At 75.2% G+C, this 26,340-nt stretch carries 24 protein-coding genes; 11 read left to right on the top strand and 13 right to left on the bottom strand.

What is annotated here, in order from left to right:
• Positions 1–43: 43 nt before the first annotated feature.
• The gene (locus AB0G08_RS08235; protein ID WP_358084879.1) at positions 44–787 is read right to left on the bottom strand and encodes a lytic polysaccharide monooxygenase; all 744 of its coding nucleotides are present in this window, start codon (positions 785–787) and stop codon (positions 44–46) included.
• Positions 788–905: 118 nt separating this feature from the next.
• Positions 906–1,181 carry an isoamylase early set domain-containing protein gene (locus tag AB0G08_RS08230; protein WP_358084877.1) on the bottom strand — a complete coding sequence of 92 codons (276 nt, stop codon included), beginning with the start codon at positions 1,179–1,181 and terminating at the stop codon, positions 906–908.
• A gap of 160 nt (positions 1,182–1,341) precedes the next feature.
• Here AB0G08_RS08230 and AB0G08_RS08225 point away from each other — a divergent pair, with 160 nt between their 5' ends.
• The 3 genes from AB0G08_RS08225 (at position 1,342) to AB0G08_RS08215 (ending at position 3,332) form a co-directional block, all read left to right on the top strand.
• On the top strand, positions 1,342–1,602 hold the full coding sequence (locus AB0G08_RS08225; protein ID WP_357880167.1) for a Prokaryotic metallothionein: 261 nt from the start codon (positions 1,342–1,344) through the stop codon (positions 1,600–1,602).
• Positions 1,603–1,674: 72 nt separating this feature from the next.
• Positions 1,675–2,133, top strand: coding sequence for a GNAT family N-acetyltransferase (locus AB0G08_RS08220; protein ID WP_358084874.1), 459 nt, complete (start codon positions 1,675–1,677; stop codon positions 2,131–2,133).
• Positions 2,134–2,243: 110 nt separating this feature from the next.
• Positions 2,244–3,332, top strand: coding sequence for a lytic polysaccharide monooxygenase (locus tag AB0G08_RS08215; protein WP_358084871.1), 1,089 nt, complete (start codon positions 2,244–2,246; stop codon positions 3,330–3,332).
• Between the two features lie 354 nt (positions 3,333–3,686).
• On the opposite strand, the gene hemQ is transcribed toward AB0G08_RS08215, so the two are convergent.
• From hemQ to hemE, 3 genes are read right to left on the bottom strand one after another with little or no spacing between them, the layout of a single operon-like run.
• A complete protein-coding gene (hemQ, locus tag AB0G08_RS08210; protein ID WP_358084868.1) occupies positions 3,687–4,388 on the bottom strand; it encodes a hydrogen peroxide-dependent heme synthase in 702 nt (233 codons plus the stop codon).
• Positions 4,385–5,794, bottom strand: a complete 1,410-nt coding sequence (gene hemG, locus AB0G08_RS08205; RefSeq protein WP_358084864.1) for a protoporphyrinogen oxidase — start codon at positions 5,792–5,794, stop codon at positions 4,385–4,387. The genes hemQ and hemG overlap by 4 nt, the downstream gene beginning before the upstream one ends.
• 5 nt (positions 5,795–5,799) lie before the next feature.
• Positions 5,800–6,897, bottom strand: a complete 1,098-nt coding sequence (gene hemE / locus AB0G08_RS08200; RefSeq protein WP_358084861.1) for a uroporphyrinogen decarboxylase — start codon at positions 6,895–6,897, stop codon at positions 5,800–5,802.
• 183 nt (positions 6,898–7,080) lie between these two features.
• On the opposite strand from hemE, the gene AB0G08_RS08195 reads away from it, so the two are divergent.
• A complete protein-coding gene (locus tag AB0G08_RS08195) occupies positions 7,081–7,653 on the top strand; it encodes a DUF3000 domain-containing protein (protein ID WP_358084858.1) in 573 nt (190 codons plus the stop codon).
• A gap of 17 nt (positions 7,654–7,670) precedes the next feature.
• Here the strand turns inward: AB0G08_RS08195 and AB0G08_RS08190 are convergent, their stop codons facing one another.
• Positions 7,671–8,537, bottom strand: coding sequence for a hypothetical protein (locus AB0G08_RS08190; protein WP_358084855.1), 867 nt, complete (start codon positions 8,535–8,537; stop codon positions 7,671–7,673).
• 73 nt (positions 8,538–8,610) lie between these two features.
• The gene (locus tag AB0G08_RS08185; protein ID WP_358084852.1) at positions 8,611–9,840 is read right to left on the bottom strand and encodes a trypsin-like peptidase domain-containing protein; all 1,230 of its coding nucleotides are present in this window, start codon (positions 9,838–9,840) and stop codon (positions 8,611–8,613) included.
• Positions 9,841–10,049: 209 nt separating this feature from the next.
• Here AB0G08_RS08185 and AB0G08_RS08180 point away from each other — a divergent pair, with 209 nt between their 5' ends.
• The 5 genes from AB0G08_RS08180 to AB0G08_RS08160 all read left to right on the top strand — a co-directional run bounded on the left by AB0G08_RS08180 (position 10,050) and on the right by AB0G08_RS08160 (position 17,172).
• A complete protein-coding gene (locus AB0G08_RS08180; protein ID WP_358084850.1) occupies positions 10,050–11,378 on the top strand; it encodes a ribonuclease D in 1,329 nt (442 codons plus the stop codon).
• Positions 11,379–11,534: 156 nt separating this feature from the next.
• Complete coding sequence (locus tag AB0G08_RS08175; protein WP_358084847.1) at positions 11,535–12,755, top strand: thiolase family protein; 1,221 nt, start codon at positions 11,535–11,537, stop codon at positions 12,753–12,755.
• Positions 12,752–14,854, top strand: a complete 2,103-nt coding sequence (locus AB0G08_RS08170; protein ID WP_358084844.1) for a 3-hydroxyacyl-CoA dehydrogenase NAD-binding domain-containing protein — start codon at positions 12,752–12,754, stop codon at positions 14,852–14,854. Before AB0G08_RS08175 ends, AB0G08_RS08170 begins: the two co-directional genes overlap by 4 nt.
• 160 nt (positions 14,855–15,014) lie before the next feature.
• Entirely contained in the window at positions 15,015–16,226 is a 1,212-nt protein-coding gene (locus AB0G08_RS08165; protein WP_358084841.1) for a hypothetical protein, read from the top strand.
• 85 nt (positions 16,227–16,311) lie between these two features.
• On the top strand, positions 16,312–17,172 hold the full coding sequence (locus AB0G08_RS08160) for a hypothetical protein (RefSeq protein WP_358084838.1): 861 nt from the start codon (positions 16,312–16,314) through the stop codon (positions 17,170–17,172).
• Between the two features lie 53 nt (positions 17,173–17,225).
• Here the strand turns inward: AB0G08_RS08160 and AB0G08_RS08155 are convergent, their stop codons facing one another.
• The 4 genes from AB0G08_RS08155 to AB0G08_RS08140 form a co-directional block, all read right to left on the bottom strand.
• Entirely contained in the window at positions 17,226–17,612 is a 387-nt protein-coding gene (locus AB0G08_RS08155) for a VOC family protein (RefSeq protein ID WP_358084835.1), read from the bottom strand.
• Positions 17,609–18,016: a VOC family protein gene (locus AB0G08_RS08150; protein WP_358084832.1), complete on the bottom strand. Its 408-nt coding sequence runs from the start codon at positions 18,014–18,016 to the stop codon at positions 17,609–17,611. The genes AB0G08_RS08155 and AB0G08_RS08150 overlap by 4 nt, the downstream gene beginning before the upstream one ends.
• Positions 18,017–18,178: 162 nt before the next feature.
• A complete protein-coding gene (locus AB0G08_RS08145; protein ID WP_358085128.1) occupies positions 18,179–19,345 on the bottom strand; it encodes a HAMP domain-containing sensor histidine kinase in 1,167 nt (388 codons plus the stop codon).
• Between the two features lie 192 nt (positions 19,346–19,537).
• Positions 19,538–20,206: a response regulator transcription factor gene (locus AB0G08_RS08140; RefSeq protein WP_358084829.1), complete on the bottom strand. Its 669-nt coding sequence runs from the start codon at positions 20,204–20,206 to the stop codon at positions 19,538–19,540.
• Between the two features lie 148 nt (positions 20,207–20,354).
• On the opposite strand from AB0G08_RS08140, the gene AB0G08_RS08135 reads away from it, so the two are divergent.
• Positions 20,355–21,647 (top strand): C39 family peptidase, encoded by a 1,293-nt coding sequence (locus AB0G08_RS08135; RefSeq protein ID WP_358084826.1) that lies wholly within the window; start codon positions 20,355–20,357, stop codon positions 21,645–21,647.
• 40 nt (positions 21,648–21,687) lie between these two features.
• Here AB0G08_RS08135 and AB0G08_RS08130 read toward each other — a convergent pair whose 3' ends face one another.
• Entirely contained in the window at positions 21,688–22,980 is a 1,293-nt protein-coding gene (locus tag AB0G08_RS08130) for a PQQ-binding-like beta-propeller repeat protein (RefSeq protein ID WP_358084823.1), read from the bottom strand.
• Positions 22,977–24,275 carry a PQQ-binding-like beta-propeller repeat protein gene (locus tag AB0G08_RS08125; protein ID WP_358084820.1) on the bottom strand — a complete coding sequence of 433 codons (1,299 nt, stop codon included), beginning with the start codon at positions 24,273–24,275 and terminating at the stop codon, positions 22,977–22,979. Before AB0G08_RS08125 ends, AB0G08_RS08130 begins: the two co-directional genes overlap by 4 nt.
• Before the next feature lie 136 nt (positions 24,276–24,411).
• On the opposite strand from AB0G08_RS08125, the gene AB0G08_RS08120 reads away from it, so the two are divergent.
• Positions 24,412–26,238 (top strand): hypothetical protein, encoded by a 1,827-nt coding sequence (locus tag AB0G08_RS08120; RefSeq protein WP_358085125.1) that lies wholly within the window; start codon positions 24,412–24,414, stop codon positions 26,236–26,238.
• The last annotated feature ends 102 nt before the right edge of the window (positions 26,239–26,340 follow it).

Genomic DNA, 26,340 nt, shown 5'->3' with positions numbered 1-26,340 from the left:
GTGACGGGTGCGGCGGGCGCCGAGGCGGGCCGCACCCGTCCGGTCAGACCTGGGTCCAGAGCGCCGGCACGTGCGGCGGTTCCCAGCCGGGGAGCGCGGTGTGCGCCTGCCGGCAGCGGTACGTCAGGCCGCCGTAGGTGACCTGGTCACCGACCTGGTACGCCCGGCCCGCCGTCCAGGTGCCGCCCGGCGCGGGCGGGGTGGTCGGGGCGGCGGTGGGGGTCGGCGTGGGCGACGGGGGCGGCGGCGTCGGGCTCGGGGTGGGCGACGGGTTGCCGCCGCCGACCTGGAGGTCGACGCAGGAGTAGAACGCGTTGGCGGTGTCCGCGATGTTCCACACGGCGAGGACCTTCTGCCGCCCCGGGTAGCCGCCCAGGTTGACGGTGTGCGAGACGGTGGCGCCGGGCTGCTGCCCGCCGCCGTCGAAGACGGCGACCCGGGTGCCGCCGACGAAGTACTCCCAGTTGCTGGTGGCGTGCCGGGCGGTGTTGGTCCAGGTGAAGGTGACGGAGCTGCCCACCGACGTGGCGGGCCAGCCCCGGCTGTCGTCGTTCAGGACGGCGAACTGGGCGATCCCCGCGTGGCAGCTGCGCAGCCCCTTCGGGCCCTCGACGCTCTGCGGCTCGTACTTGATCTGCCCGCAGTCGGGGACCCGCCCCTGTGCGCACAGCGCCTGGCGGCTCGGCGGGCCGGACACGTAGCCGTGGGCCTGGGCGGGCGCCGCGACGGCCAGTGCGGAGACGACGGCGCCCGTCGCCACGAGCGGGATGGTGATTCTTCGACGCATGGTGGCAGCTCCTTCAGACTCATGCCTGGTGAGATGCCCTCCAACATAAATTAAACCTTGTTAACAGTAAAGACTCCTGTCGATGAAACTTCGGCGGGTCGAGCACGCAGGGTGACGGTCAGAGCAGCAGCAGGCTGCCCCGCTCGTCGACCCGGTCGGCGGAGTCGTCGTCCAGCCACACCCCGCCGGTGGCGAGGTAGCGGAAGCGGTACTCCCCCGGCCCGAGCCGTACGGTGACCGTCCGGGTGCCGTCGCGGCGGGGGACCAGTTCGTGCCGCCCCGGCTCCCAGCCGTTGAAGGAGCCGACCACGCTGACCGCGCCGGGCGGGGTGTCGCGGGGCAGGCTGAAGGTGACCCGTACCTGGTTGCCGAAGAGCTTGTTCCGCTTGATCATGTCGTGTTCCTCCGGGGTCGTGCGCGGTCACCCGGTACAACGCCCGACACGCCGGGGGCGACACGCCGCCGGACCGGAGTGACCTGGGCGGTTTCGCCCGCCCGGCGCGATCCGGTGCCGCAGGCTTGGGGGAAACGTGTCGGATTCGGGGGGTTGCGTCGTGGCGACGTGCGAGGTCTGCGGTAACGACTACTGGATGGCGTTCGAGGTGCGGACCGTCAGCGGTGACGTGCACACCTTCGACTGCTTCGAGTGCGCCGCACACAAGTTGGCGCCCATCTGCGAGCACTGCCAGGTCAAGATCGTCGGGCACGGGGTGGAGGTGTCCGGCCGGTTCTTCTGCTGCGCGCACTGCGCCCGTGCGGAAGAGGGCGCCCAGGGCGCCGAGATCCGCGACGCGGTCGGCGCCCGCCCCGCCTGACGCCGGCGGCCGGGCCGGACGGCGGCCGGGGCGGCGGCCGACCGGCCGGCGGGCGCGACCTACCATCGCGGGGTGCCACAGACCCCCGTGACGAGGACCGCCTCGTTCGCCGAACTCGACGCCCGCACCTTCCACGATCTGCTCCGGCTCCGGATCGACGTGTTCGTGGTGGAGCAGGCGTGCCCGTACCCGGAACTCGACGGGCGCGACGTCGAGCCGGACACCCGGCACCTCTGGCTCGACGACGGCGGCGCGCCCCTGGCGTACCTGCGGATCCTCGCCGACCCGGGCGGCGTGGCGCGGATCGGGCGGGTGGTGGTGGCCCCGGAGGCGCGCGGCGGCGGACACGCGGCCCGGCTGCTGGCCGCGGCGCTGGAGCTGGTCGGCGACCGCCCCTGCGTGCTGGGGGCCCAGTCCCACCTGGTCGGCCTCTACGCCCGCCACGGCTTCGCCGTCAGCGGCCCCGAGTACGTCGAGGACGGCATCCCGCACACCCCGATGCGCCGGGAAGGCATTGACCGAGGCCGATAAATGTGACAGCCTCCGGGCAGAGCCGTCGCGGAAGCCACGCAGCGCGCACGGGAGGGGCAACTCCCGGGCCGTCCGGGCGTCGTCGTCCGACCTCTCCCCCCGGGGGCTCCATGTCCACTCAACTTCGATCATCCCGCCTGGCCTGGCTGCTCGCCGTCGCGGCGACCGCCGTGCTGCTGCTGACCACGGCCCTGGCCAACCCGGTGTCGGCGCACGGATCCGTCGTGGACCCCGCGTCACGCAACTACGGCTGCTGGCAACGCTGGGGCAGCGACTTCCAGAATCCCCGGATGGCCACCGAGGACCCGATGTGCTGGCAGGCCTGGCAGGCCAACCCGAACGCCATGTGGAACTGGAACGGACTGTTCCGCGAGGGCGTCGCCGGCAACCACCAGGCCGCCATCCCGAACGGCCAGCTCTGCTCCGGCGGCCGGACCGAGGGCGGTCGCTACGACGCCCTCGACACCGTCGGCGCCTGGAAGACCGCCCCGGTCTCCAGCAACTTCCGGGTCCGCCTGTACGACCAGGCCAGTCACGGCGCCGACTACATCCGGGTGTACGTGACGAAGCAGGGCTTCGACGCGCTCACCGAGCCGCTGGGCTGGGACGACCTGGAACTGGTCGGCCAGATCGGCAACACCCCGGCGTCGGGGTGGAAGCCGGAGCCCACCGGCGTCTCCATCGAGATCCCGGCGAACGCGCCGGGGCGGACCGGGCGGCACGTCGTCTACACCATCTGGCAGGCCAGCCACCTGGACCAGTCCTACTACCTGTGCAGCGACGTCGACTTCTCCGGCGGGCCGACCAGCCCGCCGCCGACGACGCCGCCGCCCACCACTCCCCCGCCGACCACTGCGCCGCCGACCACTGCGCCGCCGACGACGCCGCCGCCGGCCGGGGCCTGCACGGCCACCTACCGGGTCACCGGGCAGTGGGGCGGAGGCTTCCAGGGTGAGGTGACGGTGACCGCCGGCGGCGGGGCCGTCAAGGGTTGGTCCGTGACCTGGACCTACGCCGACGGCCAGCAGGTCACGTCGGCCTGGAACGCGACCGTGACCACCAGCGGCACTCGGATCGTCGCCCGCAACGCGGCCCACAACGGGTCGCTGGCCCCCGGGGCGAGCACCACGTTCGGCTTCCTCGGCTCGTGGTCCGGCACCAACAGCACGCCGACGCCCACCTGTACGACCGTCGTCTGATCCGCACCGGAGCCCCGGCCGGGGCCGCGTCCCCATCCCTCCGGGGCGCGACCCCGGCCGGCCCGCGCATCGGGATCATCGGGTCGCTGTCGAGCTGCCCCACGGGTGAGACCACCACCGGGCGGGCCACCGCCCCCACCGGTGAGACCGCCACCGGGCCGGCCACCGCCCCCACCGGTGAGACCGCCACCGGGCCGGCCACCGCCCCACCCCACGGGGCAGCTCGACAGGGCCGGCACGCCAACCACCGCCGCCCGCCTCGCCCCGGCCGCGCGGTGCGCCCGGTGGGGAACACCAGCCACCGCCGCCCCGTCCCACCCCGGCGGCGTGAAGCCTCCGGCGGGCGACCGCGCGTCAGACGAGGCCGTTGACGATGTCCGCGACCGAGCGGCGGCGGCCGGTGTAGAACGGGATCTCCTCCCGCACGTGCCGGCGGGCGCCGGAGCCCCGCAGGTCGCGCATCAGGTCGACGATCCGGTGCAGCTCGTCGGCCTCGAAGGCGAGCATCCACTCGTAGTCGCCGAGCGCGAACGAGGCGACCGTGTTGGCCCGCACGTCCGGGTAGCCCCGGGCCATCTTGCCGTGCTCGGCGAGCAGCTCGCGCCGCTCGGCGTCCGGCAGCAGGTACCACTCGTAGGAGCGGACGAACGGGTACACGCAGATGTAGGAGCGCGCCTCCTCGCCAGCGAGGAACGCCGGGATGTGGCTCTTGTTGAACTCCGCCGGCCGGTGCAGGGCCATCTGCGACCAGACCGGCGTGAGCGTCCGACCCAGCGTGGTGCGGCGGAACCGCAGGTACGCGTCCTGGAGGTCGTCGCTGGAGGCGGAGTGCCACCAGATCATCAGGTCGGCGTCGGCGCGCAGCCCCGAGACATCGTACGTGCCGCGCACGACCACGTCCTTGCCGGCCAGCTCCGCGAAGAGCGCCTCGACCTCGCCGGTGACGTTCTCGCGCAACGACGGGAGCGGGCTGGCGGCCCGGTACACCGACCACATCGTGTAGCGGATGCTGTCGTTGAGCTCCCGCAGCCGGGCCGCGTTGGTCTGCTCGGTCATGTCCCCGATCCTCCCAGTGCTGTGATGATCTCCTCGGCCGCCATCTCGCCGGAGCGGACGCAGACGGGGATGCCGACCCCGTCGTACCCGGCGCCGGCCAGGACCAGCGTCGGGTGGCCGGCGCGTAGGGCCGCCCGCGCGGCGGCCACCCGGTCGGCGTGCCCCGGGGTGTACTGCGGCAGCGACCCGCCCCAGCGCTGCACGTGGCCGGCGACCGGTGCGGGCAGCGGCACGCCGAGCACCGCCGACAGTTCCCGGTGCACGGTGGCGGCCAGGTCCTCGTCGGTGCGCTGCACCTGCCGCTCCTCGCCGTAGCGGCCCACGGAGGCGCGGATCAGCGCCAACCCGTCGGTGCGGCGCAGGTGGCCCCACTTGGTGGTGAAGAAGGTCGACGCCTTGATCAGCAGGCCCTCGGTGCTCGGCACCAGGAAGCCGGACAGCTCCGGCAGCTCCGGCTCGGGCAGCGCCAGGGTGACCAGCGCGACGCTGGCGTAGTCCAGCCCGCCGACGCCCTGCGCCGCCTCCGGGGCGCAGCCGGCGAGCAGCCGGGCCGCCGGGCGGGCCGGCACGGCCAGCACCACGGCGTCGACGTCGACCAGCTCCGCCTCGCGGGTGGGGCCGACGGTCAGCCGCCACCCGGCCCCGGTCGGGGTCAGCTCGCGTACCGCCGCGCCCCGCCGGATCGTCGCGCCGCTGGCCGCCGCCGCGGCCTCGACCAGGGTGCTGAGCCCGCCGGCCAGGGTCCCGAAGACCGGCGCCCCGGGCGCGCGGGGGGCCGCGGCCTGCGCGGCGCGGACAGCGCCCACCAGGGTGTGCTCCACCCGGGCGGCCCGGGCCAGCGCGGGCATGGTGGTGGCCAGGGAGAGGTCGTCGGCCCGGCCGGCGTAGACGCCGCCGAGCATCGGGTCGACCAGCCGGTCGACCACCTCGTCGCCGAACCGGGCCCGGACCAGCGCGCCGACGGAGACGTCGTCCTGCGCGCCGAGCAGCGGGTGGCCGGCGTCGACGTCGGCGTCCGCCGCCGGGCGCGCGACCGTGGCCACGCGCTCCAGGTCCCCGGGTACGCCGACCAGCGTGCCACCCGGGATCGGGCGCAGCCCGCCGTCGACGACGAGCGCGGCCTGCCCGACCGTGGGGTGCACGATCCGCCCGCCCAGGCCGAGCCGGCGGACGAGGGCCACGGCGGCGGACTCGCCCCCGGCCGGGTCGCGCATCAGGAACGACTCGGCGCCGAACTCCACCGTTGAGCCGACCAGCTCGCCGGTGCGCAGCTTGCCACCGAGCGCACCGGACTGCTCGTACACCGTGATCTCGGTGCCCGCGGGGGCCCGGTCGCGCAGCCGGACCGCGGCGGCCAGCCCGGCGATCCCGCCGCCGACCACCGCCACCCGCCACGGCGCCCGCATGTCGCTCAGCCCCGGTCGGCCGGCTCGGCGGACAGCTCGTGCACCAGGGCCACCACCCGGGTCAGCACGCCGGGATCGGTCTCCGGCAGCACGCCGTGCCCCAGGTTGAACACGTGCCCGGGGGCGGCCCGGCCCTGCTCCACGATCCGCCGCACCTCGCCCTCGACGACTGGCCACGGCGCGAGCAGCACGCACGGGTCGAGGTTGCCCTGCACCGCCCGGTCCGGCCCGATCCGCCGGGTCGCCGCGTCCAGCGGCGTACGCCAGTCGACGCCGACCACGTCGGCGCCGGCCTCGCCCATCGCACCGAGCAGCTCGCCGGTGCCCACCCCGAAGTGGATCCGGGGCACGCCCGCGTCGGCCAGCCCGGCCAGCACGCCCGCCGAGTGCGGCAGCACGAAGCGGCGGTAGTCGGCCTCCGACAGCGCGCCGGCCCACGAGTCGAAGAGCTGTACCGCGGAGACCCCGGCGGCCACCTGGATCCGCAGGAACTCGAGCGTCACCTCGGCCAGCCGGCCGCAGAGCGCGTGCCACAGCTCGGGCTGGCCGTACATGAGGGCCTTGGTCTTCGCGTGGGTACGCGACGGGCCGCCCTCGACCAGGTAGCTGGCCAGGGTGAACGGCGCGCCGGCGAAGCCGATCAGCGGGGTGTCGCCCAACTCGGCGACGAGCATCCGGACTGCCTCGTCCACGTAGGAGACGTCGTCGCGGGTGATCGGCCGGATCCGTTCCACGTCGGGCAGGGTGCGCACGGGCTCGGCGACCACGGGGCCCGTGCCGGGCACGATGTCCAGGTCCACCCCGGCGGCGGCGACCGGCACCACGATGTCGCTGAACAGGATCGCGGCGTCCACCCCGTGCCGGCGTACCGGCTGAAGGGTGATCTCGGTGACCAGGTCGGGACGGCGGCAGGACTCCAGCATCGCCACGTTGGCCCGGATCTCGCGGTACTCCGGCAGCGACCGGCCGGCCTGCCGCATGAACCAGACGGGGGTGTGCGGGCCGCGCTGGCGCCGGCAGGCCCGGACGAAGGGCGAGTCGGCCGGTCCGCCGGGGCGGGGGTCTTCGTCTCGGGCGTCGGCGCCCGTCGGCGTGGTGGTCATCGCGGCCATCGTGCCACGCGCGACGCGAGCGGCAGCGGGCAGCGCCGCCTTTTGTGACCCCGGTCAGCTCGGTGGGCAGCGGGCGCCTGCGGGGCGCCGTCCGGGGCGGTGGCGCCGTCGCGGCGGGGGCGGCCTCGGCGCGCCTCTCGGGCGGGGGGCCGGCCGGCGGCATAGGCTGCCGGCATGGCCCCCCCGATCGCGCTCCCGGAGACCTTCGCCCGCGCGGTCACCGGGCTGCGGTCCGCGGCGCCCCGGCCGGAGATCGTGCTGGAGGAGGTCGGCGCGCCGCAGCGACTCGCCCCGTACGCCTTCGCGCTCTCCGCCACCGTCCTGCGCGACGGCGAGGAGGTGGCCTCCGGGCGGCTGATCCTGCTGCACGACCCGGCCGGCCACGAGGCCTGGCAGGGCACCCTGCGACTGGTCACCTACGTGACGGCGGAGCTGGAGGTCGACCTGGCCGCCGACCCGCTGCTGCCGGGGGTGGGCTGGACGTGGCTGACGGACGCCCTGGAGGCGCAGGACGCGCAGCACCGGGCGATCGGCGGCACGATCACCCAGACCATGTCGACCCGGTTCGGTGACCTGGCCGGGCCGCCCGCGGCGGGCGACATCGAGATCCGCGCCTCCTGGACGCCGGTCGACGACGACCTCGGCCCGCACCTGCTGGCCTGGTGCGCGCTGCTGGCCTCGACCGCCGGGCTGCCCCCGCCCGGGGTGACCGCGCTGCCGGAGCGTCGCCCCGCCGGCGCGGCCTGACCCCGCGACGGGTCACCTCACAGATACTTCTCGGCCTCGTTGCAGACCTTGTCCATGCCCTGGATGGCCCGGTCGTAGGCCGCCTTGTTGCCGTTGGCCGCCGCGGCGAGCGCGGTGGTCAGCTTGTCGAGGCAGGTGGCGATGACCTTCTTCTGCCGGGCCTGCTCGTCCCGGTCGTTGCGGGTGCCGGTGAGGTCCTGCTCGGTGTCGCCGAGCTTGTCCCGGACCGCCTGGAGGTCGGTCTTGAGCTTCTCGATCTCCTTGCCGTTCGCCGCGATGGTGCCGTCGCGCTGGCTGACCTCGCTGGCCATCTTCTTCTCGGTCCGGGCCAGCTCGTTGTTGGTCGACACGAACAGGCCGGTCATCACCCCGCCCAGGACGAAGAGCAGCCCGGCCACGACGGCCAGGACCAGCACCTTGTGGCTCTTGCGGGGGCCGCCCGGCGCGGGGGCGCCGAAGGGCGGGGCGGAGCCGGGCGGGGCGGACAGCGGCTGCCCGTACGCCGGCCCGGAGGAGGCCGGGGGCACCGACATCGGCTGCCCGAAGGCCGGCCCGCCGGAGGCCTGGCCGCCGTGGGGCGAGGCGCCGCCGGGGGTGTAGGGCGACGCGCTGCCCGGGGTGTAGCCGGGCGAGGCGGGCGGCGCGGACTGCGGGTAACCCGCGGGGCCGGCCGGCGGCGCGGACTGCGGGTAACCGGCGGACGGGGCCGGGTTGTACTGCTGCGGGGCCGGGGCGTACTGCTGGCCGGCGTCCGGCTGTTCCTGCGGGTAGGGGCGCGCGCTGCCGTAGGTGGTGCCGTGCGGGCCGCCGCCCGACGGCGGCTGACCGGGCGCGGCCGGCGGGTACGGCGGGTAGCCCTCCGGCCCGGTCGGTGGCTGGGACATCTCGTTCTTCCTCCACGTGTGCTGGCCGGGCGGCTGGGTCCGCCGGGCCGAAGGGGGTTGGGCGTTGCCGGGGTCAGCAGATCTTGAAACCGTCGCAGGCGACCTTGATCGGTACGGCGAGGCCGATCCCCTCGGCGTTGCGGGCCTTGGCGGTGGCGATGCCGACGACCTGCTTGCTGCCGTTGATCACCGGGCCGCCCGAGTTGCCGGGGTTGATCGGGGCGTCGAACTGGATGACCGGGCCCTCGCCGCCGCCGGCCTCGCGGAAGGCGCTCACCACGCCGGTGGTGACGCTGTCCTCCAGGCCGAGCGGGGCGCCGACGACCACGATCTGCTGCCCGGACTTCACCGCGGCGGGCGCGGCGACCAGGCCGGTGAACTTGCCGTTGGTCCGCAGGTGGGCGACGTCGTTCGCCTCGTCTACGCGCACGATGGTCGCCGGGAAGCGCTGGTCGGTGCGCTCCAGGAAGACCTCCCGCTCGCCGGTCTGCCAGAGCGCGTCCACCACGTGGTAGTTGGTGAACAGGTTGGTGCCCCCGCCCGCGGCCGGCTTGCCGATCGCGAACGCGGTGCCGGTGGAGTTGCCGGCCCGGACCCGGAACACGCTGGGCAGCACGGCGCTGGCCACGGCCTCCGGGTTGAACGCGGCGCCGGCCTGCTTCTCCAGCGCCCCCGCCCGGGACTCCAGGCCGTCGAGCCGGGTGCCGTCGGCCGCCTGCGCGGCCGCCACCCTGCTGTCGGTGTCGCCCAGCCGGTTCGAGAGCCGGTTGATCTGGTACGCCTGCACGCCCGCCACCACGGCCAGCAGGCCGGCGAGCACGAGCGCGGTGATGGTGAGCCCGCGCCCCTTCGTCGCTGGGGCGGGCCCGACGGGGTACGGCTGGCCCGGCCCGGGGCCCTGGGGGTGGCCGTGGGCGGGCGGCTGGCCGGTGGCGCCCGGCGGCGTCGACCCGGACGCGGGGGGCCAGCCGGATCCCGGGGTGCCCCCGGGCGGCGGCGTCGACGGGCCTCCGGCGGTGGACGGCGCGCCGCCACGTCCCCAGCCGCCGGCGGCGGGCGGGGCGGCCGGGGCGGACGCGCCGGCCGGGGCCGCGCCCCACTGGCCCGGCTGCGCCGGCGGCGACCAGGCGGGCCGGGGGGACGGGGCGGCCGAGGGCTGCCCGGGGGCGCCCGGCGGCCGATACGCGGAGGCGACCGGCTCGATCCGGGGCGGTAGTGGCCCGGGCCGGTTCGTCCCCGGCGGGAACCCGCCGTCGCCCGGTCCCGCCGGGCCCCTGTCCGCCGACCCGTAGCCAGCAGTCATGATCGCCTTGCCCTCCCCGTAGACGCCCCGCTCCGTTCCGGGACCCTGATGATGCCGTACCCGCGCAAACGGCCCGATGGACCGTACCTGCGTCAACGGCCTTTGTCTTCCCCTATGTCCGCCTCCCGGCAGGACATCCGGCGGTCGCCGGCCGACACACACCGGACCGGCTTCACCCACCGCGTCGCGTCGCCCACTAGGGTTGTCAGGTGACCGACGAACCACCCCTGCGCCGTCGGCCCGCCGAAAGCCGTACGGGAAACGATGCGCACCACCCGCCGTCGGCCCGACCGGAGCCGGAGGCCGCGGGGACCGAACCGACCGCCGACGGGCCCATTCCGCTGACCGCCCCGCGTGAGGGCACGCCCCAGCCGGCCGCCACGCCCGACGAGCTGGCCGACGTCGTGGCCCGCTTCGCGGCGGGCACCGGCCCCGTGGCCCTGGACGCGGAACGCGCCTCGGGCTACCGCTACAGCCAGCGCGCCTACCTGGTGCAGCTGCGCCGGGCCGGCTCCGGCACGGCGCTGATCGACCCGCTGCCGCTGCCCGACCTGAGCGTCCTCGACACGGTGATCGGCGAGGCCGAGTGGGTGCTCCACGCCGCCAGCCAGGACCTGCCCTGCCTGGCCGAGGTGGGCCTGCGCCCGCGCCGGCTGTTCGACACCGAACTGGCCGCCCGGCTGGCCGGATTCGAGCGGGTCGGCCTGGCCGCGCTGACCGAGCAGCTACTCGGGTTCAGCCTGGAGAAGCACCACTCGGCGGCCGACTGGTCGAGCCGCCCGCTGCCGGAGTCCTGGCTGACCTACGCCGCGCTCGACGTGGAGATGCTGGTCGACCTGCGCGACGCGCTCGACGAGGAACTGACCCGGCAGGGCAAGTCCGCGTGGGCGGCGGAGGAGTTCGCCGCGCTGGTGCGCACCGGCGCCCGCCCGCCCCGGGTCCGGGCCGAGCCGTGGCGCCGCACCTCCGGCATCCACCGCCTCCGCGGGGCGCGGGCCCAGGCTCGCGTCCGTGCCCTCTGGTACGCGCGGGACCAGATCGCCGCCCGGCGGGACGCCGCCCCCGGGCGGGTGCTGCCGGACTCGGCCATCGTCGCGGCGGCGGAGCTGGATCCGAAGGACGAGAAGACCCTGCTCACCCTGCCCGGCTTCGGTGGCCGCTCGGTGCGCCGGCTGGCCCGCACCTGGCTGGCCGCGCTGGACGACGCGCGGCAACTGCCCGACGACGCGCTGCCGGTCGCCCCGACGGTCGAGGGGCCCCCGCCGCCGCACCGCTGGGCCGAGCGGGACCCGGTGGCGGCGGCCCGGCTGGCCCGCTGCCGGGAGGTGGTGGTCCGGATCGCCGGCGCGCACCACCTGCCGCCGGAGAACCTGATCGCCCCCGACTCGGTCCGCCGGCTGGCCTGGGTGCCCCCGAAGGAGGTCACGGAGGCGACCGTCGCGGAGACGCTGCGGGGCTTCAACGCCCGCGAGTGGCAGATCGGCCTGCTCCTCCCCGCCCTCGCGGAGGCCCTGACCGATCCGCCCCCCGCCCCCTGACCCGACGGTGTGGGGTGGGCCACACGGGGGTGGGTGCCAGCGATGGTTACTGACGAGTAGCATCCGGAGGAACACGCCCGTGCCGGCGACCTTCGTTCGGTCCGTAGTGCCGCCTGTCGGCGCGGAGGCCGAATCGTGGTCGAAGAGGAGGCTCAAGTGCCCCGTGAAGTTCGGGATGTCGTCTTCGTCGACGGCGTCCGTACCCCGTTCGGCAAGGCGGGTGGCATGTACGCCAACACCCGCGCCGACGACCTGGTGATCCGCTGCATCCGCGAGCTGCTGCGCCGTAACCCGCAGCTGCCGCCGGAGCGGGTCGAGGAGGTCGCGATCGCCGCCACCACCCAGATCGGCGACCAGGGTCTGACCATCGGCCGGACCGCCGCCCTGCTGGCGGGCCTGCCCAAGACCGTTCCCGGCTTCGCGATCGACCGGATGTGCGCCGGCGCCATGACCGCGGTGACCACCGTCGCCAGCGGCATCGCCATGGGCGCCTACGACGTGGCCATCGCCGGCGGCGTCGAGCACATGGGCCGCCACCCGATGGGCGAGGGCGTCGACCCCAACCCGCGGATCGTCGCCGAGAAGCTGGTCGACCCGTCCGCGCTGGTCATGGGCGCGACCGCGGAGAACCTGCACGACCGGGTCCCGCACATCACCAAGCAGCGCACCGACGCGTTCGCGCTCGCCTCGCAGCAGAAGACCGCCAAGGCGTACGCCAACGGCAAGCTCCAGGACGACCTGGTGTCCGTGGCGGTCCGCGACGAGGAGAACGCCTGGGGCCTGGCCACGGTCGACGAGGCCCCCCGGGACACCTCGCTGGAGAAGCTCGCCACCCTGAAGACCCCGTTCCGCCCGCACGGCAAGGTCACCGCCGGCAACGCGGCCGGCCTGAACGACGGCGCGACCGCCAGCCTGCTCGCCTCCGAGGACGTCGCCCGCGAGCTGGGCCTGCCGATCGCCATGCGGCTGGTGTCGTTCGGCTTCGTCGGCGTCGAGCCCGAGGTGATGGGCGTCGGCCCGATCCCGTCGACCGAGAAGGCGCTGCGCCTCGCCGGCCTCACCATCGACGACATCGGCCTGTTCGAGCTGAACGAGGCGTTCGCCGTGCAGGTGCTCGCCTTCCTCGACCACTTCGGCATCGCCGACGACGACCCGCGGGTCAACCCGTGGGGCGGCGCGATCGCCATCGGTCACCCGCTCGCCTCCTCGGGCGTCCGGCTGATGACCCAGCTGGCCCGGCAGTTCGCCGAGCACCCCGAGGTCCGCTACGGCGTCACCGCCATGTGCATCGGCATCGGCATGGGCGGCACGGTCATCTGGGAGAACCCGCACTGGACGGAGTCCGGCAAGCCGGCTCAGGGGGAGGGCAACAAGTGAGCGCGCTCGCCGCACCGAACGAGGTCGTCACCAGGGCGCTGCTGCGCCAGGTGAACGTACCGGGGCTGGACCGGCCGGCCGCCGTGATCACCCTGGACAACGGCTTCGACCACACCAAGCCGAACAGCTTCGGCCCGGGCGGCCTGACCAGCCTGGACGAGGCGATCACCGCCGCCCTGGCCGCCGACCCGGCGTTCGTCGCGGTCACCGGCAAGCCGTACGTCTTCTGCGTGGGCGCGGACCTCACCAGCCTGCCGCAGCTCGCCGACCGCGAGCAGGCCCTGGAGATCGGCCGGCTCGGCCACCGGGTGTTCGCCCGGCTCAGGGACAGCGAGGTCCCGACCTTCGCCTTCGTCAACGGCGCGGCCATGGGCGGCGGCCTGGAGCTGGCCCTGCACTGCCACTACCGGACGCTCTCCGGCGGCGCGGCGGCGCTGGCCCTGCCCGAGGTCTCCCTCGGCCTGGTCCCCGGCTGGGGCGGCACCCAGCTGCTGCCGAACCTGATCGGCATTCCGGCGGCGACCCAGGTGATCATCCAGAACCCGCTGATGCAGAACAAGATGCTCAAGCCGAAGCAGGCCGCCGAGATGGGCATCGCGGACGTGCTGCTGGAGCCGGCGGACTTCCTGGAGCGGTCCCTGGAGTGGGCCGCCGGCGTCGTCCGGGGCGAGGTCACCGTGACCCGGCCCGAGGTCGACAAGGACATGTGGGCGGGCGTGCTCTACTTCGCCCGGCAGACCCTCGACGCGCGGCTGCACGGCGCGGTCCCGGCCGCGTACAAGGCGCTGGACCTGTTGGAGACGGCGAAGGACGCCGACTTCGCCACCGGCACCGCCGCCGAGGACGAGGCCCTCGCGGACCTGGTCTTCTCCGAGGAGCTGCGCAGCGGCCTCTACGCGTTCGACCTGGTGCAGCGGCGGGCCAAGCGGCCGGCCGGCGCGCCGGACAAGGGCCTGGCCCGGCCGGTCACCAAGGTGGGCATCGTCGGCGCCGGCCTGATGGCCAGCCAGCTCGCCCTGCTCTTCGCCCGCCGCCTCCAGGTGCCGGTCGTCATGACCGACCTGGACCAGGCCCGGGTCGACAAGGGCGTCGGCTACGTGCACACCCAGATCGAGAAGGCCGTCAGCAAGGGCCGGATGGACAAGGGCACGGCCGCCAAGCTGTACGGCCTGGTCAGCGGCGCGGCCAAGGCAGAGGCCTTCGCCGCGCCACAGCCGGGCCAGCTCACGTCGTTCGCTGACTGTGACTTCGTCATCGAGGCCGTCTTCGAGGACCTCGGCGTCAAGAAGCAGGTCTGGGCCGAGCTGGAGAAGATCGTCAAGCCGGAGGCGGTGCTGGCCACCAACACCTCCTCCCTGTCGATCACCGCGATGGCCGAGGAGCTGGCCCACCCCGAGCGGGTGGTCGGCTTCCACTTCTTCAACCCGGTCGCGGTGCTGCCGCTGCTGGAGATCGTCCGGGGCGAGCGGACCGACGACGCCACGCTGGCCACCGCGTTCGCGGTCGGCAAGCAGCTGAAGAAGTCCTCCGTGCTGGTCTCCGACGCCCCGGCGTTCGTGGTCAACCGGCTGCTCACCCGCTTCCTCGGCACCGTCTTCGCCGCCGTGGACGCGGGCACCCCGCTGGACGTGGCGAACGCCGCGCTGGACCCGCTGGGCCTGCCGATGCGCCCGCTCGCCCTGCTCCAGCTCGTGGGGCCGGCCGTCGCGTACCACGTGGGCGGCACCCTGCACGCCGCGTTCCCGGACCGCTTCGACGTCAGCGAGAACCTCAAGCGGATCGCCGACTCCGGTCAGCCGATCGTCGTCGACGACCAGATCAACGACGAGGTGGCCAAGCTGCTCGTGGTCGGCGACCAGCCGCTCACCGCCGAGCAGGTGCGCCAGAACGCGCTCGACGCGCTGGCGCAGGAGATCCGGCTCATGCTCGACGAGGGCGTCGTCGCCGAGGCGCAGGACATCGACCTGTGCATGATCCTCGGCGCGGGTTGGCCGTTCCACCTGGGCGGCGTCACGCCGTACCTGGACCGGACCGGCACCTCCGAGCGGGTCACCGGCCGCCGGTTCCTGCCGCACGGGGTGGCCAGCCTGCCCGCCTGATCCAATCCCGCCCCCCGCGTTCGCGGTGGTTGCCCCGTCCAGCTTGGATGGTGGTGGCCACCGCGATCGTCGTTGCGGCCCATACGGTCGGGATCGGGACAGCGGTACCGTGCCGTGGCTGGCTACGATCACCCGTTCGCACCCTCGCCTGGAGCTGATCATGTCCCAACCGCCGGTCGATCCCTGGTCCGGGCAGCCGGAGCACGACACGCACTACGACTTCCACCCGCCGCGACAGGACGGCTACCCGGCACCGCCCGCCGCCGGCTGGGGATCCCCGCCGGGCGGACAGCAGCCGCCGCCGGGCGGGCAGCAGCCGGACGGCGGCTGGCCCGGGCCCCAGCCGACCCAGCCGTACCCCGGTCCCACGTCGGCCCAGCCGTACCCGGGGCCCACGTCGGCCCAGCCGTACCCGGGGCCCACCTCGGCCCAGCCGTACCCGGGGCCCACGTCGGCCCAGCCGTACCCGGGTCCTACCTCGGCCCAGCCGCACCCCGGGCCCACCTCGGCCCAGCCGTACCCGGGGCCCACCTCGGCCCAGCCGCACCCCGGGCCCACCTCGGCCCAGCCGTACCCGGGGCCCACCTCGGCCCAGCCGCACCCCACCCAGCCCTACGGCGGGTATCCCGCCACGCCGCAGGGCGGGTTCCCCACCAGTCCGTACGCCGGCTACCCGCCCTCCCCCGGCGCGGGCCGCCCGGCGCGGCCGCACCAGCTGGTCCTGAGCCTGGGCCTCGTCGGGCTGCTGGTGCTCTGCCTCGGCGGGGGCGGCATCGCCTACCTCGCCTACGACGGCGACCAGGGCACCGACCCCCGGCCCACCCCGACCGCGTCCCCGACCGCGGCGCCGTCGAGCGCCACGCCGAGCGCCGCCCCGTCGTCCGAGGCCGCCCCGTCCGCCGAGCCGAGTGCCCCGCAGATCCGGGTCGTCACGCCGGAGACGCTCGCGGGCCGCGCGAAGAGCACCGAGCCGACCCTGCGGAAGGCGGCCGACGACATGGTCCGCGAGCTGCGGGCCTCGGTGAACGGCGAGACCGGCGTCGCCGGTGCCTTCTACGGCAGCGCCGACGAACGGAACATGGTCATGGTGATCGCCGCCTCCACCTTCGTGCTCAATCCCGAAGGAGAGCTCGACGACGCGATCAAGGGCATCTCCAAGGAGCTCGCCGTCACGAAGATGACCACCATCGCCCCGGGACCGCAGGGCGGCCTGGCCAAGTGCGGCGACGGCAAGTCCGCGGGCGTGCCCCTGGGCGTCTGCGCGTGGGCCGACCACGGCAGCGTCGGGATGATCGTGATGTTCTTCTCCTCCGCGGCCGCCTCGGCGGCGGAGTTCGTCGCCATCCGCGGCCAGATCGAGCAGAAGTACTGACCGGTACGCGTCGCCGTCCACGACCGCGTGGGGCTCCGGGCGGCACCGAACACCATTTCCCCACGCGCAGACCGGGAGCCGACCGATGTCCTACCCGCCCGCCAACTCCTATCCGCCGCCGCCCGACGGCGGTGGTCCGTACGGCTCGTACCCGCCACCCCAGGCCGCCGGGTACGGCCCGTCGCCCCAGGCCGGCGGATACGGGCCGCCGCAGGCCGGCGGGTACGGGCCGCCGCCCCAGGCCGGTGGATACGGGCCGCCGCCCCAGGCCGGCGGGTACGGACCACCGCCGCAGGCCGGCGGGTACGGGCCGCCGCCCGGGGGCGTCCCGGGGGCGCCGTACGGCGGCCCGCCGGTCGCGCGGAAGTCCAGCGCCGGCCGGATCGTGCTGATCTCGCTCGCGGTGGTGCTCGTGCTCTGCCTGGGCGGCGCGGCGATCGTCGCCTTCGTCGTCAAGGACGAGGTCAAGGAGACCGTCGACGCCACCCGGATCCGGGTCGTCGCGCCGGCGACCCTCGCCGGGCGGCCCAAGGCGACCGACCCGACCCTCCAGGCCGGCGCCCGGCAGCTCGAGGCGGAGCTCAACAAGACGATCCCCGGCGCCACCAGCACCGTCGGCGGGTTCTACGGCACCCCCGCCGACAAGGACCTCGTGATGATCGCCGCCGCGTCCGGCCTGAACCCGGACCCGGCCAGGGCGCTCGAGGACACCATCAGGGGCGCGCGCACCAGCGACGTGCGGCTGGGCGAGATGAGCTCCGTGGATCCGGGCCCGCTCGGTGGCGAGGCCAAGTGCGGCGACGCCAAGGCGGGGGACGTGCCGCTGGGCGTCTGCGTGTGGAGCGACAAGGGCAGCGTCGGCATGGTGATCATCTACTTCAAGACGGGCCAGCAGGCCCACGCCGAGTTCGCCACCATCCGGGGGCAGGTCGAGCAGAAGTCCTGACCCGTACGGCGGTGCGCGGGGGCCCGCCCACGACGGTGGACGGGCCCTTCGCGTCAGCCCGCCGTGGCGGCCCGCTCGGCGGCGCTGCGCAGCACGCAGAACTCGTTGCCCTCCGGGTCGGCGAGCACCACCCAGCCCGAGCCGTCGGCGCGGCGCTGGTCGGCGACCTGGGTGGCACCGATGCCCACCAGGCGCGCCACCTCCTCGTCCCGGGTCCGGTCCGCAGGCTCCAGGTCGAGGTGGAGACGGTTCTTCACCTCCTTGCCCTCCGGCACCGCGATGAAGAGCACCTCCGGGCCGCCCGGGGGCAGCAGCATGGCCTCCGGGTCGCCGGGGAAGTCGTCCGGCTGGCGGGGGCAGTCGAAGACCTGGGCCCAGAAGCCTGCCAGCGCGTACGTGTCGCGGCAGTCGATGCTGATGTTGTGGATCCGTGCGCTCACGGGTGTTCCTCCTCGATGGTCGTACCCGCCCGCTCCGCCGCGCCGCGCAGGACGCAGAACTCGTTGCCCTCCGGGTCGGCGAGCACCACCCAGCCCGTACCGTCGGCGCGCCGGCGGTCGCTCACCAGGACCGCGCCGAGGCCGAGCACCCGCTCGACCTCCTGCTCCCGGGTCCGGCCGGCCGGTTCGAGGCAGACGTGCACCCGGTTCTTGACCGTCCTGGCCTCGGGGACCCGCTGGAAGAAGACGTTCGGGGTGGCACCGTCCGGGGGCAGCAGCGCCGCCTCGGGGTCGCCCGGGGCGTCGTCGGCGTGCCGGGCGTACCCGAGCACCGCCGACCAGAAGCCGGCGAGGGCGTAGGTGTCGTGGCAGTCGAAACTGATGTTGTGGATCCGTGGATACACAGGTTCCTCCGCTGAGGATGGAGGCGCCCCGCGTGCGTGAGGGTCAGCCGGCGAGACGGGGCGCGGAGATCATGACGGTGGACATCGACGCACCCCCCTCCGGTCCTCGAGCTGACCCCACGATCCTTCCATCGGGCCAGTCCACCCCGCAACCCCCGCCCGTCACCGCCGGGCGGCCGGTTCGGCGGTGACCGCCGGGGCGGCCTCCGCCGCCGGCAGGGTGACCGTGACCTCCAGCCCGCCGCCGGGCTGGGCGATCACCTTCACTGTGCCGCCGTGCGCGTCGCAGACCGCCCGGACGATGGAGAGCCCGAGGCCCGAGCCGCGCGCGCCGGTACGCTCCCGGCCGCCGCGCCGGAACGGCTCGAACAGGCCCGGCACGTCGGCCTGGTCCACCTCGAAACCGGTGTTGCCGACCACCAGCCACGACCGGCACCCGTCCGAGCCGGTACGCACCCAGAGCCGGCCGTGCAGGTGGTTGTAGCGGATCGCGTTCTCGATCAGGTTGCCGGCCAACCGGTCGAGCAGCCCGGGGTCGCCGACGACCGGCGCGGACTCCAGCGAGGTCTGCACCCGCAGCTTGATCCGCTCCACCTCCCGGCGTACCGCCGACAGGGCGTTGGCGGTGCCGGCGGCGAGGTCGCACTCGGTGCGGCGGCCGAGCCGGCGGCCCGCCTGGGCCTCGCTGCGGGCGAGCACCAGCAGGGCGTCGACCAGCCCGTTGGCCCGCTCGGAGGCGTCCCGGACGACGGTGGCCATCCGGCGGTACTCGGCGGCGTCCGCCTCGTCGTCGCTGAGCGTCACGTCGATCTCGGTGCGCATCACCGCGAGCGGGGTCCGCAGCTCGTGCGAGGCGTTGGCCACGAAGCGCTTCTGCGCCTCGAACGCGGCGGCGATCCGGTCCAGCATCTCGTCGAAGGTCGCCGCCAGCTCGGCCACCTCGTCGTCGGCGCCCGAGTAGCCGATCCGCTGGTCGAGGGTGGTCTCGCCGAGCCGGCGGGCGGTGGCGGTGACCTGGTGCAGCGGGCGCAGCGCACGGCCGGCCACCGCGTACGCGCCCGCCACCCCGACCACGCTGATCGCCAGCAGCGCCACCAGGCCCTTGGCCAGCAGCTCCGCGCTGGCGGCGTCGACCAGTTGGCGCTGCCACTGTGCGGCGTCCAGCGACCGGCCGTCGGCCAGCACCACCGTGGTGCCGGGCAGCAGCTCGTCGGTCGGGCGCAGCGCGTCGCGCACCAGCAGCCAGGCCAGCAGCACCAGGATCGCGCCCGCGCCGACCAGCAGCACGCCGTTGAGCAGGGTCAACCGCAGCCGCAGCGTGGGCCGCAGCCGGGCCCGCCGCGTCGCGGCGTCCGCCTTCGTCCGCGGCTGCGCGGCCCGCAGGGCCGGCTCACTCCTCGCGCTCACCGTGCCACCTTCGTTCGCGACTGCGGGGCTCGCAAACCCGGCTCACTCCTCGCGCTCACCGTGCCACCTTCGTTCGCGACTGCGGGGCTCGCAAACCCGGCTCACTCCTCGCGCTCATGCCGACGCCTCCGCCGTGCGGTAGCCCGCACCGACCACCGTCTCGATCAGCGGCGGGTCGCCGAGCTTCTTGCGCAACGTCATCACGGTGACCCGGACGATCGTGGTGAACGGATCGGTGTTGGCGTCCCAGACCCGTTCCAGCAGCTCCTCGCTGGAGACCACCGCGCCGCGGGCCTTGAGCAGCTCGCAGAGCACCCCGAACTCCTTGTTGGTCAGGTCGACCGGCTGGCCGCCCCGGGTCGCCACCCGGCGGGCCGGGTCGAGGACCAGGTCGGCGAGTTCGAGCACCGGCGGCGCGGCCGGGGTGGCCCGGCGGCCGAGCGCCTGCACCCGGGCGACCAGCTCGTCGAAGGCGAACGGCTTCGGCAGGTAGTCGTCCGCGCCGAGCTGCAACCCCTCCACCCGGTCGGCGACGGTGCCGCTGGCGGTCAGCATCAGCACCCGGGTGAGGGTGCCGGAGGCGGCCAGCTCGGCGCAGATCTGGTCGCCGTGCACGCCGGGCAGGTCCCGGTCCAGCACCACCACGTCGTACCGGGTGACGAACGCCATCTCGTGGCCGCTGTCGCCGTCGTAGGCGACGTCCACCGCCATTCCGCGTTTGCGCAGCCCCCGCGCGATCGCGTCGGCGAGGTTGCGCTCGTCCTCGACCACCAGTACCCGCATTCCGGCCTCCTCGCGCCCCTGACCACCCACAACCTAGTGCCGGCCGCCAAACCGGGCCGCACCCGCCGTCCCGGGTCGACCCGTTGCAGAAAACCTTCGTCGTACGCGATGCTTCCGGCATCAACCTTCGCGACGGACGGGGAGACGCATGACCGACGCGGCGCCGACGATCCGGCGGGACGTCACCTACCGGGGCTTCCGCCTCCCCGGCGACGCCAGGCTGGGCAGCATGTCCGGGCTGCGCGCCAGCGGGCGGGGCCTCGAACTGGCCGACCCGGTCGACCGGCTCGACCACACCGACGCCGACGGCCGCACCCGCCGGTACGCGGTCGGCAGCTGGACGTCCCCGCCCGTGCCGGTCGGCTTCGCCGTGCGCGACGTGGTGCCCTCGTGGACCGGCGACACCCCCGGCGACTGCTGGCTGCGCGTGGAGCTGCGGGGCTGGCACGACGACGCCCCCGCCACCGGGTGGTACGTCCTCGCCGACTGGGCGGCCGACGACCACGCGATCCGCCGGACGTCCGTGCCCGGGCAGCACGACGCCGACGCCCGGGTGGACACGGACACCCTGGTGGTGACGGGCGCGACGGTCACCGGCTGGCAGGCCCGGGTGACCCTGCTCCGGCCGGAGGACGCCGAAGAGACGCCGGTGCTGCGCGCGGTCGGGGCGGTCGCCGCGGGCCCGCGCCCGACGGCGTCGGCCGGGCCGGCCCGGCCGACCGGGGCCGGCTCCGCGCCGGTGGCGGCCGGGCCCGACCTGGTCGCCGGGACCGAGCCCTCCGCCCCGGGCCCGACGCCTGCCGGCGGGTCCGCCCCGACCCCGGCCGGCTGGGGCACCGTGCTGGACGTGCCGCGCTACTCGCAGCGGCTGCACGCCGGCACGCACCCGCAGTGGGGCGGCGGCGGGGACTCCTGGTGCAGCCCCACCTGCACCTCCATGGTGCTGGCCTTCTTCGACGCCGCCCCGGCCCCGGCCCGGTACGCCTGGGTTGCCCCCGCCGGTCCCCGCCCGGTGGTGGTGCACGCCGCGCGGCACTGCTACGACCACGCCTACGCCGGGGCCGGGAACTGGCCGTTCAACACCGCGTACGCGGGCCTGCACGGCGTGGACGCCTTCGTCACCCGGCTGCGCTCGCTGGCCGAGGCGGAGGCGTTCGTGGCCGCCGGCATCCCGCTGATCGTCTCCGCCGCGTTCACCGCCGGCGAGGTACCCGGCCTGGACTACGACACGGCCGGGCACCTGATGGTGCTCGTCGGCTTCACCGACACGGGCGCTCCGGTGCTCAACGACCCGTACGCCCCGGACGACGACGCGGTGCGCCGGACCGTCGACCGGGACCGGTTCGAGGCCGCCTGGCAGGGCGGCAGCGGCGGGGTGGCGTACGTGCTCCGGCCGCCCGGCGTTCCACTCCCCCCGGCGCCGCAGCAGCCCAACTGGTGACCCCGGCGGCACGTGCCGCCCCGGCGGCCGCGCGGCGGGCTCAGCCGGGGTAGCGCCAGACGCCGAACTCGCCGGTGCGCAGCCGGCACGTCACCGTGTCCCCCCGGCTGCGGCAGTCCCCGGAGGCGTCGCGGAGCACGTCCAGCACCCGGGCCCGGCCCGCGCCGACGTCCATCTCGGCCACCACCAGCCCACCGCCGGCGGCGGCCGGCCGCACGACCAGGAGCCGTCCGTCGGCGTGCCAGGGCATCAGCTGCCAGGTGCCCAGGTCGGCGATCTCCCGACCGGTCGCCGCGTCGAGCACGCCGAACCGTTCACCGCCGCCCCCGGGCGCCAGCGCCAGGAGCCGGCCGCCCTGTGCGGACAGCACCCCGAACCATCGTCCGCCGTCCCACCGGCGCGCGCCGGTCGCCGGATCGAGCGCGACGATCCTGTTCCCTCCGGGCGCGCAGAGCAGCTCGCCGCACTCGTCGACGTGCTCCACCATGGGCACGCGCGCCTCCCACCGCCGCCGCAGCCCGTCCAGCTCGTAGGCGGTCACCAGACCCGCGGGAGACCGGACGGCCAGCAGCAGATCGTGCGCCACCACCGTGTGCCCGTAGCCGGGCAGCTCGCCGAGGCCCAGGTCCGCCGCGTGCACCAGCGCGCCGGAGCGGGGGTCGCGCACCTCGACGCGCCCCTTCGCGGGGGCCAGCACGATGCGCTCGACCAGCCCGTCGCGGAGGGCGTACGTCGCGCCCTCGCCCGTCGTCGGCACCGACCAGAGCGCCCGCCCGGAGGCCGGATCGACCGACCGCACAACGCCGCCCTCCGCTCCGCCGGTCTGCAAGAGCAGGATCCCGGTCGGGTCGGACCAGGGGTAGCCGGGCTGCCGCCAGCGTTCGCGACCGGTCCCGGCGTCGAGGGCCACCGTCTGCCCGCCGTCCTGGTCCCCGGTGATGGCGAGCAGCACCGTCCCCGGCCCGGCCTGGACATGCCAGAACCTGCCGGCGGCCACGAGCCGGGTACGCCAGAGCGGGTGGGGCGGGTCGGCGTCGGCCGGCGCGCGTTCGGGCAGGGCGTACGCGCGCACCTCGACGGTCCCCTCGGGCTCCCCCTCGGCCGGTTCGACGACGTAGAGCCGGTCGTCGTGCAGGAACGCCTCCGACCCGAGCCGGGCCGGCACGACGACCGCGACCCGTGCCGGCAGCGGCGCGGCCGCCGCCACGGTGGCCACGAGGAACGCGAGCGCCAGCGCGACCCGCAGCGGTCTGCCGACGGCGCGGGGCGGGCGGGGCGGCGGCGCCTCCCGGCCCGGCTCGTCGCGCAGCTCGCCCAGGTCGATCAGCGTCACGCCCGCCCCTTCCGGTCCCGGTCGCCGGGCAGTTCCCAGACGCCGAACCCACCACCCTCGTGCCGGCACACGACGACCGACCCGTGGACGCCGCACTCCCCGACCACGCCGCGCAGCGCCGCCAGGACCCGGACGCCCTCCCCGCGCTCGTCGATCCGGCCGACCAGGTACCGCCCGTCGCGCTGCCGACGGTGCACGCTCGTCCCGTCGGCCGAGAGCATCCCCGGTGCGCCGGCCCGCCAGCGACCCAGTTGCCGCACCGGCCGACCGGTCGCCGCGTCGAGCAACACGTGCTCCGCGGCACCGCCCGAGGAGCGCCGGACGGCCAGCAGCCGGCCCTCGGCGGCGACCGGCCACAGCGCCGCGTTCTCGGTCTGCCACCGCACGGTGCCGGTGGCGGGATCGAGCAGCCGGATGGCGGGCGACCCGTCGTTGATGCAGATCAGGACGCCACAGTCGTACGCGCCCGGCTGGTCGGCCGCGCCACGGGGCACGCCCCACCGCTGGCGCAGGGTGGCGATCTCGTAGCCGCTGAGGGTGCCGCTGTCGTCGGTGAGCAGCACCAGTTCCTCCGTGACCGTCAGCACGCGGGAGCGGCCGGGCACGGCCGTCGCGGCGCGCACCGCGCCCGTGTCGGGGTCGCGCAGCTCCAGCCGCCCGCCGGCGACCACCGTCAGCAGGCTCACCCGCTGGTCCCGCCGTGACAGGAGCGCGTCCTCGAAGGCGAGCGGCTGCGACCACCGGACGGTGCCGCCCGCGGGATCCACCGACCGCAGCACGGACGCGCCCGACCTGTCGGAGCCCCCGAGCAGCAGGTGCCCGGCCGGGGTGGCGCCGCGCAACTGCCCCTCGACGCGCCAGCGCACCCCGCCGTCGCCCAGGGAGAGCCCGACGACCTCAGGCGTCGTCCGGTCCCCGGCCAGGCCGACCGCCAGCAGGTCGCCGACCCGAACGGCGTGGAACACCCGCCCCGGTGCGGGTATCGGCACCCGCCACAGGGGACGCCCGGAGGGCAGCCGGTGGGCGGCCAGTCGCCGCACCGGGTCCCCGTCGGGCACCGCGTCGGGGCCCGAAGCGTCGGCCACCAGGAGCACCTCGTCGAGGACGAGGACGTGCGCGTCCGGGCCGGCCGGGACCGTGGCGCCCGGCGGCTGCGTGGGCCAGGGCGCGGCGGCGGCCGGCGTCAGCAGGCAGAGCAGGGCGACCAGGGCCGGAGCCCACCGGCGGAGGACCCGGCCCGGGCCCGGGCCGGCGGGCGTGTCGATGTCCCACCGCTCGCCGAGGTCGATGACCATCGCGTGCCGTCCTCCCCGTCACACCGTGGCCTCCGGCGGACCGGCAAATCGGCCGTGGGCGCAGCGGCCCGGCAAAAGCGACGCCCGCGCGCCTGTACGATGGCGCGTCGTGGCTGTGCCGGTGGTAGACCCCTCGCTGAACTCCGTCTCCGAGCCCGACGCGGCCGAGCCGACGCGCCGGCCCCGGCGCGGGCCGTCCCGCGCCGACATACTGGCCATCGGAGCCTATGTCCTGCTCGGCGTTTTCGTGTGCCTGAACTACTGGGTGGACGTGCAGAACCGGGTGTCCTCGCACCTACCCACCGACCACAGCTGGTTCGAGTGGCTCTTCTCGCACGGCGCGTACTCGGTGCGGCACCTGGAGAACCCGCTGTTCACCGAGCGGCAGAACGCCCCGGACGGGGTGAACATGATGGCGAACACCTCGCTGCTCGGGGTGACGCTGCCGCTGGCGCCGCTGACCATGCTCCTCGGCCCGCAGGTCATGTACGCGCTCTACCTGGGCGGCGCGCTGGCCGCGACCGCCGGCACGTCGTACTGGATGCTGTCGCGGCACCTGGTGCGCTCCCGCGCGGCGGCCTTCGTCGGCGGCGCGTTCCTCGGTTTCGCGCCGGGCATCGTGCACCACGCCAACGGCCAGCCCAACTTCGTCTCGAACTTCCTGCTGCCGCTGATCGTGGTGCGGGTGCTCCGGCTCGGCGAGCCCGGCCGGTGGCGGCGCAACGGGCTCGTGCTCGGCCTGCTGGTGGCGTACCAGATCTTCATCAACGAGGAGATGCTGCTGCTCACCGCGCTGGCCTGCCTGGTCGTCGTGGTCGCGTACGCGATCATGCGGCCGGCGCGGACGCGGGCGGTGGCCGGCACCTTCGCCGCCGCGCTCGGCGTGGGCGGCGGGTTGGCGCTGCTGCTGACGGCGTACCCGATCTGGTTCCAGTTCAACGGCCCGCAGTCCTACCGCGGCTTGCAGGGCGGGGTGTTCCACAGCTGGGGCGAGGACCTGGCCGCCTTCGTCACCTTCGCCCGCGACACGGTGGCCGGCGACGAGGCCGTGGAGAAGACCATCGGGCTGACCGAGCAGAACACCTGGTTCGGCTGGCCGCTGGTGCTGCTGTCGGTGGTGGCGCTGGTGCTGCTGGTCCGCCGCTCGCTCGCCGCCCGGATCCTCGCGGTGCTGGTGGTGGTCTTCTCGGTGGCCTCGATCGGGCCGAAGGTGCGGGTCAACGGGGTGGAGACGGAGACCGACGGCCCCTGGGCCTACGTCTCCGACGACCTGCCGCTGGTCGAGATGATGATGCCGACCCGGCTGGCCCTGGTGGTGGCGGCGGCGCTGGGCGTGCTGCTCGCCCTGGCCTGGGACGCGGTCGCCGGCTACGGCCGCCCGCCGGTGCCGGCCCCCCGCACCGGCGACGACACCGCCGACGCCGCCGGGCCGCGCCGCCGCTGGCTCCGGCCGGTCGGGTACGCGGCCGTCGCGCTCGCCGTGCTGCCGCTGTTCCCGCGCCCGCTGCCCGCGCAGCCCGTCGACCCACCGCCGCGCTTCATCACCGCCGGCGGCTGGCGCCCGTACGTGCCGCAGGGCCGGACCCTGGTGCCGGTGCCGATTCCGAGCAACGTGCACGGCCTGCCCACGCTGCGCTGGAGCGCGCTGACGCAGCACGCGTTCCCCGTCCCCGGCGGCTACTTCATCGGGCCGAACGAGCTGGGCGAGGGCGTCTTCGGCGCACCGAACCGGCCGACCAGCACCCTGATCTACTCCACCATGGACTCCAACGCGGTCCCGGCGCTGACCGACGAGAACCGCCGCCAGGCGGTCGAGGACCTGCGCTTCTGGCGGGCGTCCGTGGTCGTCCTCGGCGCGCATCCCCGCGAGGCGGTCCTGCGCGAGCTGATGACCGCGCTGATCGGCCCGCCCCAGCGCGTCGACGACGTGTGGCTCTGGGACGTCCGGCCGCTCGTCGGCTGAGCCGCCGCCCGATGGCGACGGGGCTGGGCCGTCGACCGACGGCGGCGGGCCTGGGCCGTCGACCGGCGGGAGGCCGAGGCCGGGCCGTCGCCCGACCGGCGC

Origin of the sequence: Micromonospora sp. NPDC023644 (assembly GCF_040640115.1) — a bacterium.
Classification (GTDB): domain Bacteria; phylum Actinomycetota; class Actinomycetes; order Mycobacteriales; family Micromonosporaceae; genus Micromonospora.
The sequence above is the reverse complement of the archived record's forward strand: the minus strand, read 5'-3'. Positions and strand labels throughout refer to the sequence as shown.

Bases quoted from the DNA above. Each gene is read 5' to 3' on its own strand.
- AB0G08_RS08235 (WP_358084879.1), bottom strand. From the start codon at position 787: ATGCGTCGAAGAATCACCATCCCGCTCGTGGCGACGGGCGCCGTCGTC.
- AB0G08_RS08230 (WP_358084877.1), bottom strand. From the start codon at position 1,181: ATGATCAAGCGGAACAAGCTCTTCGGCAACCAGGTACGGGTCACCTTC.
- AB0G08_RS08215 (WP_358084871.1), top strand. From the start codon at position 2,244: ATGTCCACTCAACTTCGATCATCCCGCCTGGCCTGGCTGCTCGCCGTC.
- hemQ (WP_358084868.1), bottom strand. From the start codon at position 4,388: ATGACCGAGCAGACCAACGCGGCCCGGCTGCGGGAGCTCAACGACAGC.
- hemG (WP_358084864.1), bottom strand. From the start codon at position 5,794: ATGCGGGCGCCGTGGCGGGTGGCGGTGGTCGGCGGCGGGATCGCCGGG.
- hemE (WP_358084861.1), bottom strand. From the start codon at position 6,897: ATGACCACCACGCCGACGGGCGCCGACGCCCGAGACGAAGACCCCCGC.
- AB0G08_RS08195 (WP_358084858.1), top strand. From the start codon at position 7,081: ATGGCCCCCCCGATCGCGCTCCCGGAGACCTTCGCCCGCGCGGTCACC.
- AB0G08_RS08190 (WP_358084855.1), bottom strand. From the start codon at position 8,537: ATGTCCCAGCCACCGACCGGGCCGGAGGGCTACCCGCCGTACCCGCCG.
- AB0G08_RS08185 (WP_358084852.1), bottom strand. From the start codon at position 9,840: ATGACTGCTGGCTACGGGTCGGCGGACAGGGGCCCGGCGGGACCGGGC.
- AB0G08_RS08165 (WP_358084841.1), top strand. From the start codon at position 15,015: ATGTCCCAACCGCCGGTCGATCCCTGGTCCGGGCAGCCGGAGCACGAC.
- AB0G08_RS08160 (WP_358084838.1), top strand. From the start codon at position 16,312: ATGTCCTACCCGCCCGCCAACTCCTATCCGCCGCCGCCCGACGGCGGT.
- AB0G08_RS08140 (WP_358084829.1), bottom strand. From the start codon at position 20,206: ATGCGGGTACTGGTGGTCGAGGACGAGCGCAACCTCGCCGACGCGATC.
- AB0G08_RS08135 (WP_358084826.1), top strand. From the start codon at position 20,355: ATGACCGACGCGGCGCCGACGATCCGGCGGGACGTCACCTACCGGGGC.
- AB0G08_RS08125 (WP_358084820.1), bottom strand. From the start codon at position 24,275: ATGGTCATCGACCTCGGCGAGCGGTGGGACATCGACACGCCCGCCGGC.